We start from the raw sequence: 16,552 nt of genomic DNA, 5'->3' as shown, positions 1-16,552 counted from the left end.
TTAGGAATAACTTCACCAAATAAAACTGGATAAACAACCAGTGTTATAAGAAACTCCCAAAAAATAAAAGTGCTTATAGACTAGTCTGATACTGCTATTAATTAAAAAATATATTATTAAGTTAAATTATTTTATGGTGATAAATTAAACAAACGTTACTTTTCACGTAAACTCAATAATGTATTAATAATAAAGAGAAAACCCTATGAGTTTGTTTTTCCATAACAGTTTGATGTTCCCAACAATTATCTTTAGTGGTTTGCTAATCATTGTTTTATTTTATTGGTTATGTGCCGCTTTTGGTTTATTGGATATCGACGTATTTAATATTGATACCGAATTTGATGCCGGTATTGATGCAACCGGTTTTGCTGGCTGGTTAACTAAGCTTGGCTTAGCAGGGATCCCTGTCACTATTATTGTCACGTTATTTACTCTTTTTGGCTGGATAATCAGTTATTTCAGCGTACATATCTTTATTCGCTTCATTGATACTGACTTATTACGCTATCTCGTCAGCTTCGCCGTTTTTGCGATCACCCTATTTATCTCTCTTCATTTAACCGCTTTGTGCTTAAAACCTGTGCGCAAAAAACTAATAAGCCTCAATAAACCAAAAACAGTACAACAGCTTATTGGTAAATACGCCACCGTGCGGTCAGGAGCGGTAACTGAACAAAATGGCGAGGCACTATTAGAAGATGGTGGAGCTGGGTTAATTCTACAAATACGCGCCCCATCCTCAGAACAGTTAAAACGCGGTGATCGTGTAGTCATCATTAGCTATGACGCAGCATCGCACAGTTATCAAGTTGTCAGTGAAAATGAATTTCGCCACGGATAACTTCTCTTTTTAAAAATAAACATCTTGCTTGCATAATCGAAATGACGTCATCGTCAGAACCAATGGAGAATCAATATGGACTTGGCTGCACTAATGCCCTTTTTAACAATTATCGGGGGGATCATCCTAGTTATTTTAGGGTTCTTTGGGTTATTCAAAGCCTTCTATATCAAAGTCCCACAAGGTACTGCTTTGATTGTCAATGACATGTCATCACAGCCTAAAGTGCATTTTACAGGGGCATTAGTTTACCCTGTCATCTACAAAAAAGAATTCATGCGTATTTCTTTGCTAACACTTGAAGTTGATCGCCGCGGTAAAGATGGCTTGATTTGTCATGATAACTTACGTGCTGATATCACCGTTGCTTTCTATTTGCGAGTGAATGAAACGACGGAAGACGTGCTGAAAGTTGCAAAAGCTATCGGTGTTGACCGTGCATCAGACCATCAAGCGGTCAGCACGTTATTCAGTGCAAAATTCTCTGAAGCTTTAAAAACAGTAGGTAAGCAACTGGATTTAGCCACTTTATTTGAAAACAGACAAGACTTCCGTGATCGCATTGTTGATGTGATAGGAAAGGACCTTAACGGCTACGCCCTTGAAGATGTGGCTATTGATTATCTAGAACAAACACCTAAATCAGCCTTAGACCCAAATAATATCTTTGACTCCGAAGGTATTCGTAAAATTACTGAAATCACCGCAATTCACAATATTGAGACCAACCAAAAAGAGCGTGACCAAGAGCTCGCAATTCAAAAGAAAAACGTTGAAACCCGCGAAGCAAGTTTAGCTTTAGAGCGCCAACAAGCCGATGCCGAAGCTCGCCAAAAACGTGAAATTGATAATATTCGTGCCCGTGAACAAGCTGAAACTTTACGTGTTCAAGAAGAAGAACGCCTTAAAGCAGAGCAAGCGCGTATTCAAACCCAGCAAGAAATTGAAATCCGTGAAGAAAACCGTATGCGTGAAGTTGAAGTCGCTCAACAAAACCGTACTCGTGCTGTAGCTATCGAAGAAGAGCGAGTGAGCCGAGCACGTGAGCTTGAAATTGTTGCCCGTGAAAGAGAAGTTGAATTACAGCGCATAGAAAAAGAAAAAGCACTCGAAGAAGAACGCAAAAATATCTCCAATGTTATACGTGAACGTGTAGCAGTTGAAAAAACCGTGGCACAGGAAGAGGAACGAATCAAAGAAGTTCGTGAAGTCTCTGAAGCTGAACGTATGCGCCAAGTCACAGTGATTAATGCACAAGCAGAAGCGGAAGAATCGTTAGTTCGCCAAGTGAAAAAAGCCGAAGCCGATGAAGCCAGTGCTAAGCACCGTGCAGAAGAAATAAGCACCATGGCACAAGCAGAATTAGAAGCATCAGCAAAACAAGCTGAAGCCAAAAAACGCTTAGCTGAAGGGGTTGAAGCTGAACATGCGGCATTAGGTTTAGCAGAAGCTCGAGTTCGCCAAGCAACCGCAGAGGCAGAAGAAAAAGAAGGTCTTGTTCTTGCCAACATTACAGCTGAGAAATTGTTAGCGGAAGCACGTGGGCTGAAAGAAAAAGGCTTAACAGAAGCTCAGGTAATGGAAGCCAAAGCCAAAGCAGAACAACAACAAGGATTTGCTGAAGCGAAAATCCTTGAAGAGAAATTAGCTGCTCAAGCTCGTGGTGAAGAACAACAAGCCAATGCCAAAGAAAAACTAGGCTTGGCTGATGCGAAAGTACTGGAAGAAAAACTGGCAGCACAAGCTCGAGGAGAAGGCCAATTAGGTTCAGCACAAGCAGAAGTTATCCGCCAACGCTTGAAAGCTGAAGCCGATGGTTTAACTGACAAATTTAAATCTATGGATCATCTCAGCGATACCGCTCGCTCTCATGAAGAGTTTCGTATGCGCCTTGAGAAAGAATTTGAACAAGCCATGGCATCTATCGACGCCAATAAAGAAATTGCCCGGGAGCAAGCTGATGTATTGGCTGCAGCGCTTAGCAAAACCAATATTGAAATTGTGGGCGGTGATGGCAGCTTCTTCAACACCTTCTCTAAAGCACTAAGCCTCGGAAAAGCCGTTGATGGTTTTATGGATAAAAGCAGTTTCGCAAAAGAAAATGTTGAAAAACTCATTAATCGTAGCAAAGAAGACAAAAAAGTTGATATTGCCGCATTATTGAAAAACCCGGAAGTTCAAGATCTTATAAACGGTTTTATGGCAGCTAAAGGGGTTAATCAGCCAGCAAAAACGGTCATATCAAAACCGATTCCACCAACGGATGACCAACTGTAAACCTTTAGCACATTGGGGTAGTGAACCTACCCCTATTGTTTTTCATTTTTATTGTCTTAGTTAAGGGAATTCGCTGCGCAATGTCAGATATTCAGGATACGGATCGCGAACAAGAAATACTCGATAGTGCTGTTGCAGAAGGTGGTGCTTATGAAATATTACGCAAACGCCTGACCGACCAAGGGCAACAACTTCATCAAAAAGCCGCTCAACTCAATGAAATGCGGTTGGATGAATTCGGCCAGAGCCAAATGGATATCATTGGCCGCATTCGCATTCGTACTGAAAATAATTGCCAAGCAAGGGACATTGTCCGCGTTGGCGAGTGGCTTTTATTTGGCTATAACGTATTCCTCGGCCTAAAAAAAGAAACGCACCTCGAAGATGTATTTTCACTATATCGGTTAATTGAAAACGACAATGAGTTTGATGTTGAAGCAGTCCCTTATGAAGATACCTTCTTGAGTGATAATCGCTTTGTTCAAGATTTTACTGAACTCTATACCTATTATAAGAACACACAGTTACTGCAACTTGTTGAACGGGACGGCAAACTTCTTGCTAGTTTTCAAATTGGCGATCGCATCACGGACGTGCGAGTTTTTCGCTGGTCAATCTCCAGCGACAAACGCAAAATTGAGTATATTGATAACCGGGGTGAACGCGATATCGCCCTCCCACCAGCCTATGACTTTGAATGGCAAAAAACCACGCGAGAAGACACCGTTAACGGCCGATACCCTCACATCAATATTCTTGACACAGTATTCATTGAAACTATCGGCGGTGATTTAACCATCAAGTGTGAAAATAACACTGAAGATGGTTTGGGGATTTACCGAGAAGCGGTTCTTGATAAAAACCAATCACTAGACGACGCCCAAATTGAATACGCACAAACTGGCAGTTTAATTATCTTAAAAGTTTTACCTTATCGGGAAGAAACTTGGCGTTATTTAGTTTACAACACGTTATCCCAATCCGTACAACGTATTGATGCTATTGGGCAAGCGTGCGTCCAGTTACCAGAAGACCACGGTATTATTTTCCCTGGCGGTTACTACTTACAAAATGGTGATTATAAAACGTTTGAACAGCCTATGGATGGAATGCGTTTTCGCCGTTTACGTCGTTCCCCAAATGGAGAGGATGTTCTATATGTTTTCTATTCTCCAAATCAAGGTCGTATTGCCCTATTCAATTACAATTTAATTGAACGAACACTTTCAATTCCACTCATTGGGCATGGTTATGCCATGCTGGAAGATGGAAAAATGGTGTTATTTGAAGGCGAAGGGGAAGAAGCGACTCGCGTTCACCCAATGCAAGTTTGGCAGACCCCATTTTACTCAGAAGAGTTTGCCGACAAACAGCCTACTCGTAGCGGTTTTTTAGGCCGTATAGGTAATGCAGACTTAGTTCGTGGTATTTCTGAAATATTGCATGTATCCAAAGAAATAGAAGGCAGCCAAATTTCTATCGCTCGCTACGAACAACTTAGCCAACAAGCAAAAAATTTACTGGATATTTATTACTGGTTTGGTGATGAGCAATGCCTTGGTATTGGTAAATTGCTTAAAGAAATCAGTCAAACAAGTGAGCTCGTCCTTGATGAATATGAAAAGGTCGAAAGCATACGGCAGCAATCTGCCAAATCAATGAATGAAGCCATCAGCCGCCAAAAATCACTGCTTTCATTAACATTGCCTGAAAGTTGGGCTGATATTCAACAATTTGTTGATGGCTTAAATGCCCTGAGTGCTCAACGCGGTCACTTGATTTCACTGCGTGAATTTCGCTATATGGATTTAGAAAGACTTAGCGAAATGGAAAGCGAAATAGAGAAAAATCAACAATATGTATCACAAGAAACCGCTGTTTTTCTTGCTAGTGATAAAGCGTTACAGCCCTTTAAAACACAATTAACTGTTTTCGAAGAACAAATAGAAAAAGCCCAAAACAGTGCCCAGCTAGACATTCCCATGAAAGATATGGAAAAAATGTCTGCTGACTTAGATATGCTTTCAAACCTAATGGCATCACTAAGCTTCAACGATGTTACACAACAAACCCACATTATTGATGCTATTTCTCAAATCTATGCTCAGTTAAACCAATCCCGAGCTCGCTTACAACAAAAACGAAAATCACAAAGCAGTGTGGAAACCGTCGCTCAATTTGGTGCACAATTCCGGCTGTTTAGCCAAGGCATTACCAATGCACTGTCTCTTGCCACTGACCCTGAACGTTGTGATGATCAGCTATCAAGATTACTCGTTCAGTTAGAGGAGCTCGAAAGCCAATTTAGCAGCCATGATGAATTTCTTGATGATATATTGGAAAAGCGTGAAGAATTACTCGAAACCTTTGAATCTCATAAACAAGTTCTTATTGATGACCGCCAGCGCCGCGCACAAAATTTAGTCACTGCTGCAGACCGTCTACTAGACAGCCTGCAACGACGAACAACTCGTTTACAGTCTCAAGATGAACTCAATGCTTTCTTTGCCTCAGACCCTCTGGCGCTTAAAACCCGTGAAATTATTGAAAAATTAAGGGAAATTAACGATAACGTTAAAGCTGATGATATTGACGCACGTCTGAAATCTTCTCGGGACCAAGCCATTCGAGTTTTACGTGATAAAACAGATATTTTTGAAAATGGTGGAAATGTCATTAAGCTCGGGCGTCACCGGTTCAGTGTAAATACCCAAGAGCTGGACCTCACCATTTTACCGAAAAATGAACAACTATGGGTTTATCTCACCGGGACAGATTTCCAAGAACCAATAGAAAATGAACAACTATCACAGCTAAAACCTTATTGGAGCGCCTCATTAGAGTCTGAATCTGATACGGTTTACCGCGCGGAATATCTTGCTTATTCAATTATCTATGCAGCAACAAAACGCCAAGAAGGGCTAAATTTTGATATCCTAAAAAACGCATTAACATCAACGGAAAAACTTGAAAAAATTGTCCGTGATTTTGCGAGCCCACGTTATAAAGAAGGTTATGAAAAAGGTATTCATGACCACGATGCTGTTGCTTTACTGAAAAAACTACTGCCAATCGGTGAAAGTGCTGATCTATTACGGTATAGCCCAACAGCCCGTGCTATCGCAGCTATTTATTGGCAACAAGTTCAAAATGACGATTTTCCTGCACTATGGCCTGAACGTGCAAGAACAGCCATGAATATTCACCAATTATTCCATAATGACAATGCATTACTTGACCTACAAGCCGAAATCGAAGCGGGAATTAGCTTGTTTTTACAAGATAACCCCATTCAATGCCAAGCTTATGAGCAGACTCAAGCCGCCGAATATCTTAGCTTTGCACTTGCAAGAACCCCGATAGAACTCGTCTATAGCAAATATGCAAGAGAATTAGTTTTAGCACTCCAGAGCCGCTTAGAAGAAGCCCATATGTGGGGAGATTTTAATCGCTCACAACAAAATTTAGGGGCTCGCTATGCCCAGCGCTGGTCATTAGTTCAAAACTGGTTACAAGGGCTGTGCTCAACCCCTGAATTTTCTCACCTTGTTCCATACATACCCGGTGCTATTGCCATTATTATCTTAGATAAAGCGGCTTCCGCTCGCTTTAGTGAAGCTGACCTTTACTTTAAAGTTAACGGGTTACTTGGCGAACATGCGACCATTGAAAACCAAACTCTATCACTGAGTTTAGATGACTACTTCAGCCGTATGCGAGGGCAACGGAAACGTTTTATCCCCGAATTTCGTCAGTATCAAGCACTGCGCCAACAGATTGTTACTGAAGAGCGTAGCCGTTTAAAACTGCATGAATATAAAGCAAAGCCATTAAGTTCTTTTGTACGTAATAAACTGATAAACGATGTCTATTTGCCTATCATAGGCGATAACATGGCAAAACAAATTGGGGCTTTAGGGGAAGGTAAACGCACTGACCTCATGGGGCTACTCTTAATGATCTCACCACCAGGGTACGGTAAAACTACCTTAATGGAATATGCCGCAGACCGTTTAGGGCTAATTTTTATGAAGGTCAACGGCCCTGCTCTTGGCCATGATGTGCTTTCTCTAGACCCTGAACAAGCGCCTAATGCAACGGCAAGACAAGAGCTAGAAAAACTCAATTTAGCTTTAGAAATGGGTAATAATGTGATGTTATACGTTGATGATATTCAGCACACTCACCCTGAGTTTTTGCAAAAATTTATTTCCTTATGTGATGGAACAAGGCGTATTGAAGGCGTTTGGAAAGGCAAAACCAAAACTTATGATATGCGGGGTAAAAAATTCTGTGTCGTTATGGCAGGTAACCCCTATACCGAGTCAGGGGAAGTTTTCCGAATCCCTGATATGCTTGCAAACCGCGCTGATATTTATAACCTTGGTGAGGTATTAGGTGGTATGGATGAAGCATTTTCCCTGAGCTATATAGAAAACAGCCTGACATCAAACCCAGTATTAGCCCCTCTTGCATTACGAGACCTGAACGACCTGTACTTATTTGTTGATAAAGCGATGGGTAAATCTGTCTCTACCAACACTTTAAGTTACCCGTACTCTGATGCAGAAATTAATGAAATCACATCGGTAATCAGTAAATTAATCAAGTTACGAGATGTTGTATTGAAAGTGAATCAACACTATATCGCCAGTGCAGCACAATCCGATAAGTACCGGACAGAACCCGCATTTCGCTTGCAAGGTAGTTACCGTAATATGAATAAGCTCAGCGAAAAAGTCTCTTCCGTTATGAATAATGATGAACTTGAAAGATTACTAGATGACCACTACTTGGGTGAGGCACAGCTGCTCACAACCGGCGCAGAAGAAAACTTACTCAAACTCGCTGAGTTACGAGGAACACTTACCGAAAAAGATGCAGCACGTTGGCAACAAATTAAGAAAGACTTTATGCGTAATAAATCTTTAGGTGGTGATAATACAGATATTGGTGATCGGGTTGTTGGTCAGTTAGCGTCGCTTGTTGAAAGTGTACAAGCGCTGGGTAACCACTAATGAAATATTTACAAGGGCATCCTCGCATTAAGCTATTAGTCTGCATTGTCGCAATTTTTATTGCGGTACAGCTTATTAATAGCTTAATGGCTGGGGGGTTAACTTCATTCGGGATTATACCTCGCACTATGACCGGGCTCATCGGTATATTCTTTGCCCCATTTATCCATGGTAATTGGGGGCACTTATTCAGTAATTTACCGCCATTTATCATACTAAGTGCCCTATTACTGCACCGTACTATTAAGGCATATTTGCTTGCATCACTGTTTATCATTGTTGTTGGGGGTTTTGCTGTTTGGTTATTAGGTCGTAATGCTATTCATATCGGTGCCAGTGGTTGGGTTTTTGGTTTATGGGGCTTACTCATCGCCCAAGGTTTTTTCCGCCGAAGCTGGGTTGATATAGCTATCGCGTTATTAGTGCTATTCTATTTTGGCACAATGGCTAGCGGCTTATTACCGACTCACTTGTACATCTCAACTGAATCCCATATAGCAGGGGCTATTGCTGGGGTCATCTATGCATGGCTAAGTCATCGTTTCCATCAAAAAACCCATAATCTCTCACCTTAAATAGTATCCCAACACAGTTGTGACTCATTTTTTGTAATTTATCTAAATTTATGTATCCTTTTTTGTGATCATGATTCATATATTAACAATTAACCATAAATTAACCATTTATTAACAATATAATAATGATAGTCTCAAAAAATAATAACAACATGGGACTCAATAAATGAAAAAACATCTCATTTCAATCGCTATTGCTTTTAGTTTAAGCTCGCTATCGCTCTCATCATTTTCTCAGTCAACTCAAATTAAAATTGAACGAGATAACTACGGCGTTCCTCACATCTATGCCAGTGATACTTATAGCCTTTTCTATGGATACGGCTATGCAGTGGCACAAGACCGATTATTCCAAATGGAAATGGCTAAACGCAGTACTCAAGGTACGGTTTCCGAAGTATTAGGTAAAGATTACATTTCTTTTGATAAAGAAATCAGAAATAACTATTGGCCTGATTCCATCCACAAACAAATCACGCAGCTACCCTCTAAAGAACAAGATATTTTAAGAGGTTATGCAGATGGCATGAATGCATGGATTAAACAAATCAATGCTAAACCTGATGACTTAATGCCTAAACAGTTTATTGATTATGATTTTTTACCATCCCAATGGACAAGTTTTGATGTTGCGATGATTATGGTCGGTACAATGGCAAACCGCTTTTCTGATATGAATAGTGAAATTGATAATCTGGCATTACTCACTGCGCTTAAAGATAAGTATGGTGAACAAATGGGAGTAGAGTTCTTTAACCAAATTAATTGGCTTAATAATCCCAATGCACCCACAACAATATCATCAGAAGAATTTACCTATTCAGACTCACAAAAAACAAAAAATATAACGCAGTTGAATCAAATTAGTGATTACCGACTTACTGCTCCAATGTTTGAACGCACGGCAAAAGATGCAACGGGAAAATTAATTGCGCTTTCTTCTCAGGAAAATAATGTGCTAATCGCTCAGCAATATGAGCAAGGTGGTGCTAATGGGCTAGCTGGGTACCCAACCACCAGCAATGTTTGGCTTGTTGGAAAAGCAAAAGCTTCTGACGCAAAAGCCATTTTACTTAATGGTCCACAATTTTGTTGGTTTAACCCAGCATATACATACGGTATAGGTTTACATGGAGCAGGGTTTAATCTTGTTGGAAATACACCGTTTGCTTATCCCGCTATTTTATTCGGTCATAACGGGCAAATTTCTTGGGGCTCTACGGCTGGTTTTGGTGACGGCGTTGATATTTTTGCAGAACAGATTTCACCTGAAGACCCAAATAGCTACCTCCACCAAGGACAGTGGAAACAAATGCTATCGCGCCAAGAGACATTGAATATAAAAGGTGAAAAACCCATACTTTTTGAAGTATACCGCACTGTGCATGGTAATGTGGTCAAGCGAGATAATACAACTCACACCGCATACAGCAAAGCTCGCGCATGGGACGGCAAAGAGCTTACATCCTTAATGGCTTGGGTGAAGCAAGGGCAAGCGCAAAACTGGCAGCAATGGCTAGACCAAGCACAAAACCAAGCACTGACAATCAATTGGTATTATGCGGATAAAGGCGGAAACATTGGCTATGTCCATACCGGGCACTACCCCGAGCGCCAAATAAACCATGATCCTCGTTTACCCGTATCAGGTACGGGAGAATGGGACTGGAAAGGGACGCAACCCTTTACAAATAACCCGAAAGTCTATAATCCCAAATCCGGCTACATCGCCAACTGGAATAACTCCCCAGCTAAAAATTATCCCGCTAGCGACTTGTTTGCCTTCTTATGGGGAAGTGCAGACAGGGTGACAGAAATCGATAGCCGCATTGAGGCTTATGATAAGTTAACGGCTGATGATATGTGGACGATTTTGCAGCAAACTAGCCGTGTCGACCTCAATCATCGCTTGTTTACACCTTTTTTAACTCAAGCAACACAAGGTTTGCCGTCAACTGACAATGCGGTCAAATTAGTGTCCATTCTCCAGCAATGGGATGGTATAAACCAGTTATCAAGTGATGGAAAACACTATATTCACCCAGGGTCTGCTATTCTCGATATCTGGCTAAAAGAAATGCTTAAAGCCACCCTAGGCCAAACCGTCCCTGCACCATTTGATAAATGGTATCTAGCGAGTGGTTATGAAACGACACAAGAAGGCCCTACTGGGTCATTAAATATCAGTACAGGTGCAAAATTACTGTATGAATCACTTTTAGAAGATAAATCTCCAATACCTCAGTCTATCGATTTATTTTCAGGACAACCGCGGAATGATGTTATTAAAAAGGCATTGAATACTACTTACCAAAAAATGATAGCAAAATATGGTGATACCCCAGCCAATTGGCAAACACCAGCCACGGCATTAACCTTCCGTGAAAATAATTTTTTTGGTATACCACAAGCCTTACCTCAAGAAAATTTTCATCAAAATGAATATCACAACCGGGGAACTGAGAACGACCTAATCGTATTTACCGAAAAAGGAGTGAATGCATGGGATATTGTTGCTCCAGGGCAAAGTGGCTTTATTTCCCCGCAAGGAAAACCGTCACCTCACTACCAAGACCAACTCTCATTATACCAACAGTTTGGTAAAAAGCCGCTATGGCTTGATAGCGAAGAGCTGGCACCACATGTTGAGTCAACTGAAACACTAATAATTGAGAGATAATACTATTATTAAGCTAAATACCAAGGTGTCTCGGTATTTAGCTTTTAACCTTCACACGATACACACAACGTCCAGCACCATTTAATAAGTACTGTTCGCGCTCAATGCTACCATCATCACCCACAATCTCACTGAACAACGCCAATTCCGAACGACAAAAGTTTTGGCAAGCGGTGGCTGCTGCACAAATTGGACAATGGTTTTCGATAAACAACCAACTGTCATCATCTTGTTCAACCTTCGCCATATACCCTTCTTCGCTACGCACTTCAGCCAGCTCTTCAAGCCGCTCAGCTAATGGTAAATTTTTACAACGGGCAAAATATTTTTCTCGGCTTTCCATTTCCCTTTGGCTAATCAGCTTTTCTAGCCCTTCATCACCAAAAATAGTTTGAACAGAATTAATTAATTGAAGAGCAAGTTGCGCATGAGTATCAGGAAAACGTTGATGCCCTAATTCCGTTAACACCCAATTTTGCCGAGGGCGCCCTGCCCCTGTTTGTGATAAGCACTGCGCACCTTCAACTAGCCCCAACGAAGTGAGTTTTTGAATGTGTTGCCTTGCAGCTTCCCCAGTCATATTTAAGTCATTTGCGATCACTGCGGTAGAAATTGGTCCTTTAGTTTTGATACAAAATAGAACCTTATCCACAGCCTGCGTTAGATTTAAATTATCAAAGTAATTACTTGCATTAATCATTATGCGACTCTATTATCCAAGCGATTACTTGTATAATACATCTTTTTCTACTATTCCGTCTAGCGGGTCTCTCTATGAGCAATGAAACATCAACCGTATCTCAAGCCAAGTGGGCTGATTTACTTAGTGGCACCAATGCATTACTCACTATCGCCTTAACTGGTGGTGTTGCGCTACACGCTATCAATATTTATATCGTAACAACCATATTGCCTAGTGTTGTTAATGACATTGGCGGTCTTGAATATTATGCATGGAATACCACTTTATTTGTGGCAACATCAATTGTCGGTTCAGCCCTTTCCAGTAAAGTATTAGACAGCTTTGGGCCTAAGTTTTCTTATTTATTCGCACTCATTCTCTTTTCTTTAGGGTCTATTTGGTGTGCAGCTTCCCCATCAATGCTAGTGTTGCTGGGAGGCAGGGCATTACAAGGACTGGGTGGCGGTATTTTATTTGCTCTGAGCTACGCATTAATTCGCATTGTTTTTACTGAAAACTTATGGTCCCGAGCCATGGGTGTCGTTTCGGGTATGTGGGGAATAGCAACACTCTATGGCCCTGCAATTGGAGGTATTTTTGCTGAAAGTGGCCATTGGCGTTGGGCATTTTGGGCTTTACTACCTGTCGCTATTTTTCTAGCGCTCATTGTCATCAATCAACTCCCCAAAAAACAATCCCAGGCACCAAAAACTAACAAAATCCCATTCTTAGCGATTTCTTTGTTAGTGATATCCGTTCTTGCTATTTCAATTGGAAGTTTGTCTGACAGCTTATTCATGAACCTTATTGGTTTATTAATTGGCCTAGCCATACTGCTGACGATTGCCTTACTCGATGGCAAAAATGAAAAACGTTTATTACCGACGGGAGCCTATTCACTCAAAAGTCCACTTGGCGTCATATTTTTAACCATGTGTTTGTTAGTTGGAGGCATGACAACAGAAATTTATGTCCCTTATTTCTTACAAACCATCCATCTGTTTTCTCCGCTCACAGCAGGTTATTTAACCGCAATAATGGCTGCGGGTTGGACTCTTGGGGCACTCTTTAGTGCCAATAAAACAGGTGCTATTGTTATCCGAATTATTCGAACAGGCCCGGTCATCATATTTATTTCTTTAATTGCGCTTGCTGTTCTAACTCATAATCAACAAGTTATCGAATCATGGCCATTATTCGTTATTTATCTCATCGCCATGGCAGGGGTTGGTCTAGGAATTGGTGTGTGTTGGCCACATCTGGTATTACGTGTTTTTAAGAATGCGCCAGAGGGAGAGGAAAACCTTGCGTCATCTTCTATTATTACCATTCAATTGTATGCAACTGCGCTATCTGCGGCCTTAGTAGGAGTCGTCGTCAATAATAGCGGACTAATTAATCCTGGGGGGATCGCGGGGGCACAGCAAGCTTCAATCTGGTTATTCGCCCTATTTGCAATTAGCCCATTACTAGCAACGGTATTAATCCGCAAAATAAAATAAAGAGCAAAAGGGAGTAAAAGCTCCCTTTTTGCGGGAAAATCAACCTAATTAATTTACTAATGCCTTTTTGGAACGTAACAAATAAGGCAGAACAATAATACTGATCAGCAGAACAAAAATAGTTGCTACCATCACCCCTAAGAAAGCATGGTCAAAGGCAATATTTGCCTGATTTATCAATGCTGATGCAGTATTTTCTGGTAGTGATTCAGAAACTAATAAGGCCTCATCAATACTATCATAAACTTTATCGCTGACAGTCATGTCTTCAGGTAATGAGAGTTTTAACGTATAGATAGCACTCATTAGCCCCCCCATAAAGGTGACACCTAAGACACTGCCAATTTCATAAGCAATTTCTTCAATTGATGCTGCCATACCCGCTTTTTCATCAGGGGCGTTTAACATCACTGTCGTTGATGCTGTCGTGAATATCGCACCAAGACCAAAACCAATAAGAAAAAGAAATGAAAGCAGTAAGATACCCGTTGATGTTTGATAAACGACAGCCAATCCCACAACACCAATTAGCGTACAACTAAACCCTAAAATGGTAAGTTTAATCTCACCCAACTTATGTAAGAACATACCGGCTAAAGGTGCTGCAAATACTGACGCTAAGGGTATTGGGATGATGTACAACGCAGCTTGAAATGGGGTATAGCCCAATACCAGTTGTAAACGTTGACTTAGTAATAATTCGACACCAACAATAACCACAATGGATAAAATCGCCATCATCAACCCTGCATTGAATTTAGGGTGCTTTAATAGCGTAAAATCAATCATTGGTGATGTTGATTTCACTTGTCGGTTTCTAAATACCACCAAAAAGAAAACCCCAATAACACCTGAAACCAATACCGCCGGCCAGTCGGTATAAGGTTTACCGAGCTCTTTCAACGCATAAATAACGCCAATTAAACCAATTAGCACTAGAATGGAACCTAAAATATCGATTTTTTTATCGCTGTTACCACCACATTTGGGGATTAAATAACAAGCGAACGGAATAACCAATAAAACGACGGGTACATTAATTAAAAAAACAGAGCCCCACCAAAAGTGGTTAAGTAAGATACCGCCGATCAAAGGGCCTATTGCCGCCCCACCTGAAGCAACTGCCGACCATATTCCAATTGCTAACGCCCTTTCTTTCGGGTCTAAAAAAACATGCCTTACAATCGCAAGGGTGGCAGGCATACTTACTGCGGCACCTACAGCCAAAAAGCCACGAGACAAAATCAAACTTGTTGCTGTTGGTGAAAATGCAGCACACAACGAGGCTAAACCAAATAACGGCAGCCCCAACAAAAACATTTGTTTGTGACCGACTTTATCACTTAGCATCCCCGCTGCAGGTAATAACCCAGCGACAACCAGTGGGTACGCATTCATTATCCACAGTTTTTCAGATGACGTAGCGCCTAAATCATGGGTTAATTTAGGTAATGCGGTATACAGTACAGTGACATCAATAACGATAAGAAACAGTACACTTGAAACTAATAGAAGCACTATCCAGCGCTTATAATCGGTTAACATAAAATTCTCTCAATGAGTTTATTTGATCATGATTTCTGTGCTGATCGTGCTACAATATAAATCCATACGTACGTATTGAAAAGAGGTTTTTCTAAATGGGACGTCAACGAACAATCGATAGAGAAAAATTACTTGATACTGCTGAAGACATTGTTCTACAGCAAGGCGCTACAGCGCTCACTATCGACGCAGTCGCCAAAGCGATGGGGATATCTAAAGGTGGGGTTCAATATTGTTTTGGCAATAAAGATGCCTTAATCGATGCAATGTTTGAGCGTTGGGGCCAGTCCTATGATGAAATTTTCAATCAAACAATTGAACAAGATAACTCCCCTGAAGGGAAAATTTTTGCGCATATGCAAGCGACCCACCAGCACGACAAAGTCTCGATGGCAAAAGGCGCTTCCTTAATGGCATCCTTATTACAAACCCCTGAATATCTGGAAAGTACGCGTATTTGGTACCGTGAACGGCTTGCTAAGTTAGACACCTCAACAGAAAAAGGTAAACAGGCCAGAATTGTTTTTCTAGCCACTGAAGGCGCTTTTATGCTGCGCTATATGGGATTTATGGAAATTGATGATAATGAATGGCAATCTATATTTAGTGATTTAGAAAATTTATTAAAAGGGTAGACTTAGTCTCTTTTTTTGATATCGATAATAACCCCACTCCAATAAACTAAAAATAAGAAATAAAATGGAGATAATTTAAAATGAAAGTAAATGAATTAAAATTACTTATAGAGACAAATAAAAACAATAATTTTATTAATAATAAGAAACCATTTGTCTATAATATAAAAGAAAAGCCCATTAACACTGACTGTGTAGCTTCATTAAAGAAGAAATTTGAAGAGTTAGATAGAAAAACAGACAGTTTTAAAAAAACACAAACGAATAAACCACAAAGTTACATAAAAAAAGAATTATCAGAATACGATAATTACGCATTTGGAAATGATTTAACGAAAAAAAATCTTTACTTTATTTACAGTTCACCAGACTCAAAAAAAATAGAGCTAATACACAATCATAATAAAAACAGAATAAATAATGACAATGCAATTTTTATCAATATGTTTAGTTTATTAAAAAATGAACCTGATGGTTCCATATATAAAATAAATAATCACACAATCAAAATAGCCAATAAAAACAAAGAACTAACAACAAATGATGATCGATTTACTCACAAAATCACGTTAAAAAATGGGAAAGACATATTAATAGAAAGATACAATGAAAAAAGTAAATTTTCATTTTAATAAAGAATAACCCGGCAAAAACAGATTGTCGGGTTATTCTTATCATCAGTATATTACGAATTTATTTTCCCAATATATTTATATATTGAATTTAAATAACAAACACTAAATATAATAATTAAGGTGAATTTATAAACAAATAATAATACTTAATTTTATCAT

At 40.0% G+C, this 16,552-nt stretch carries 10 protein-coding genes; 8 read left to right on the top strand and 2 right to left on the bottom strand.

Annotation, left to right across the window (positions count from 1 at the left end; genetic code table 11):
- The first annotated feature begins 205 nt into the window (after positions 1-205).
- The 5 genes from PSF31_RS01565 (at position 206) to PSF31_RS01545 (ending at position 11,394) form a co-directional block, all read left to right on the top strand.
- Positions 206-844: an OB-fold-containig protein gene (locus PSF31_RS01565; RefSeq protein WP_094961988.1), complete on the top strand. Its 639-nt coding sequence runs from the start codon at positions 206-208 to the stop codon at positions 842-844.
- A gap of 75 nt (positions 845-919) precedes the next feature.
- The gene (locus PSF31_RS01560; RefSeq protein ID WP_004906264.1) at positions 920-3,121 is read left to right on the top strand and encodes a flotillin family protein; all 2,202 of its coding nucleotides are present in this window, start codon (positions 920-922) and stop codon (positions 3,119-3,121) included.
- Positions 3,122-3,201: 80 nt separating this feature from the next.
- Positions 3,202-8,139 (top strand): DNA repair ATPase, encoded by a 4,938-nt coding sequence (locus tag PSF31_RS01555; protein ID WP_096863655.1) that lies wholly within the window; start codon positions 3,202-3,204, stop codon positions 8,137-8,139.
- Complete coding sequence (locus PSF31_RS01550; RefSeq protein ID WP_096863656.1) at positions 8,139-8,714, top strand: rhomboid family intramembrane serine protease; 576 nt, start codon at positions 8,139-8,141, stop codon at positions 8,712-8,714. Before PSF31_RS01555 ends, PSF31_RS01550 begins: the two co-directional genes overlap by 1 nt.
- Before the next feature lie 166 nt (positions 8,715-8,880).
- A complete protein-coding gene (locus PSF31_RS01545; RefSeq protein WP_272683174.1) occupies positions 8,881-11,394 on the top strand; it encodes a penicillin G acylase in 2,514 nt (837 codons plus the stop codon).
- Positions 11,395-11,431: 37 nt separating this feature from the next.
- On the opposite strand, the gene PSF31_RS01540 is transcribed toward PSF31_RS01545, so the two are convergent.
- The gene (locus PSF31_RS01540) at positions 11,432-12,094 is read right to left on the bottom strand and encodes a helix-turn-helix transcriptional regulator (RefSeq protein ID WP_096863658.1); all 663 of its coding nucleotides are present in this window, start codon (positions 12,092-12,094) and stop codon (positions 11,432-11,434) included.
- 74 nt (positions 12,095-12,168) lie between these two features.
- Here PSF31_RS01540 and PSF31_RS01535 point away from each other — a divergent pair, with 74 nt between their 5' ends.
- Positions 12,169-13,578 (top strand): MFS transporter, encoded by a 1,410-nt coding sequence (locus PSF31_RS01535; RefSeq protein ID WP_096863659.1) that lies wholly within the window; start codon positions 12,169-12,171, stop codon positions 13,576-13,578.
- Positions 13,579-13,626: 48 nt separating this feature from the next.
- Here PSF31_RS01535 and PSF31_RS01530 read toward each other — a convergent pair whose 3' ends face one another.
- Positions 13,627-15,123: an MFS transporter gene (locus PSF31_RS01530; protein WP_096863660.1), complete on the bottom strand. Its 1,497-nt coding sequence runs from the start codon at positions 15,121-15,123 to the stop codon at positions 13,627-13,629.
- Between the two features lie 95 nt (positions 15,124-15,218).
- Here PSF31_RS01530 and PSF31_RS01525 point away from each other — a divergent pair, with 95 nt between their 5' ends.
- Together PSF31_RS01525 and PSF31_RS01520 are read left to right on the top strand one after the other, a co-directional pair.
- The gene (locus PSF31_RS01525; protein ID WP_096863661.1) at positions 15,219-15,758 is read left to right on the top strand and encodes a TetR/AcrR family transcriptional regulator; all 540 of its coding nucleotides are present in this window, start codon (positions 15,219-15,221) and stop codon (positions 15,756-15,758) included.
- Positions 15,759-15,838: 80 nt separating this feature from the next.
- Positions 15,839-16,390 (top strand): hypothetical protein, encoded by a 552-nt coding sequence (locus PSF31_RS01520; protein WP_096863662.1) that lies wholly within the window; start codon positions 15,839-15,841, stop codon positions 16,388-16,390.
- The last annotated feature ends 162 nt before the right edge of the window (positions 16,391-16,552 follow it).

It is taken from the genome of Providencia sp. PROV156 (assembly GCF_028480905.1).
Taxonomy (GTDB): domain Bacteria; phylum Pseudomonadota; class Gammaproteobacteria; order Enterobacterales; family Enterobacteriaceae; genus Providencia; species Providencia hangzhouensis.
The sequence above is the reverse complement of the archived record's forward strand: the minus strand, read 5'-3'. Positions and strand labels throughout refer to the sequence as shown.

Coding starts and splice junctions, on each gene's coding strand:
- PSF31_RS01565 (WP_094961988.1), top strand. CDS start 206: ATGAGTTTGTTTTTCCATAACAGTTTGATGTTCCCAACAATTATCTTT.
- PSF31_RS01560 (WP_004906264.1), top strand. CDS start 920: ATGGACTTGGCTGCACTAATGCCCTTTTTAACAATTATCGGGGGGATC.
- PSF31_RS01555 (WP_096863655.1), top strand. CDS start 3,202: ATGTCAGATATTCAGGATACGGATCGCGAACAAGAAATACTCGATAGT.
- PSF31_RS01550 (WP_096863656.1), top strand. CDS start 8,139: ATGAAATATTTACAAGGGCATCCTCGCATTAAGCTATTAGTCTGCATT.
- PSF31_RS01545 (WP_272683174.1), top strand. CDS start 8,881: ATGAAAAAACATCTCATTTCAATCGCTATTGCTTTTAGTTTAAGCTCG.
- PSF31_RS01540 (WP_096863658.1), bottom strand. CDS start 12,094: ATGATTAATGCAAGTAATTACTTTGATAATTTAAATCTAACGCAGGCT.
- PSF31_RS01535 (WP_096863659.1), top strand. CDS start 12,169: ATGAGCAATGAAACATCAACCGTATCTCAAGCCAAGTGGGCTGATTTA.
- PSF31_RS01530 (WP_096863660.1), bottom strand. CDS start 15,123: ATGTTAACCGATTATAAGCGCTGGATAGTGCTTCTATTAGTTTCAAGT.
- PSF31_RS01525 (WP_096863661.1), top strand. CDS start 15,219: ATGGGACGTCAACGAACAATCGATAGAGAAAAATTACTTGATACTGCT.
- PSF31_RS01520 (WP_096863662.1), top strand. CDS start 15,839: ATGAAAGTAAATGAATTAAAATTACTTATAGAGACAAATAAAAACAAT.